Source organism: Vibrio sp. YT-19(2023) (assembly GCF_033337395.1).
In genome coordinates this window covers 1-557 of record NZ_JAWOQN010000946.1, presented here as the reverse complement: position 1 = coordinate 557, position 557 = coordinate 1, and the positions used below count along the sequence as shown (strand labels likewise).

Annotated in this window: 1 protein-coding gene; it reads left to right on the top strand. The window is 47.9% G+C overall.

What is annotated here, in order from left to right:
* On the top strand, positions 1–557 hold a 557-nt coding region (gene hemA / locus R7E78_RS29340), incomplete at both ends, for a glutamyl-tRNA reductase (RefSeq protein ID WP_318059047.1).

Genomic DNA, 557 nt, shown 5'->3' with positions numbered 1-557 from the left:
GTGATCCTAAAGCTGTAGGCTCGGCGATTGATAAGTTGTTCCAAGAAACGTTTTCTGTTGCAAAACGAGTTCGTACGGAAACTGATATCGGTGGCAATGCTGTTTCGGTGGCTTACGCCGCATGTACATTAGCAAAACACATTTTCGAATCGTTATCTGACTCGACAGTCTTACTCGTCGGGGCAGGTGAAACCATCGAACTGGTCGCGAAGCACTTAGCGTCGAACGGCTGCACAAAAATGATAGTCGCAAACCGCACCAAAGAGCGTGCTCAAGGGTTAGCTGAGCAGTTTGGTGCAGAAGTAATCAGCCTGAACGAAATCCCAGACCACCTCGCAAGAGCGGACATCGTGATTAGCTCAACAGCGAGTCCGTTACCTATTATTGGTAAAGGCATGGTCGAAACGGCGCTGAAACAACGTCGTCATCAACCTATTCTGTTAGTCGATATTGCTGTACCACGTGATGTGGAAGCGCAAGTTGGCGAATTGAACGATGCTTATCTGTATTCGGTGGACGACTTGCAGTCGATCATCGATAGCAATATTGAGCAACGT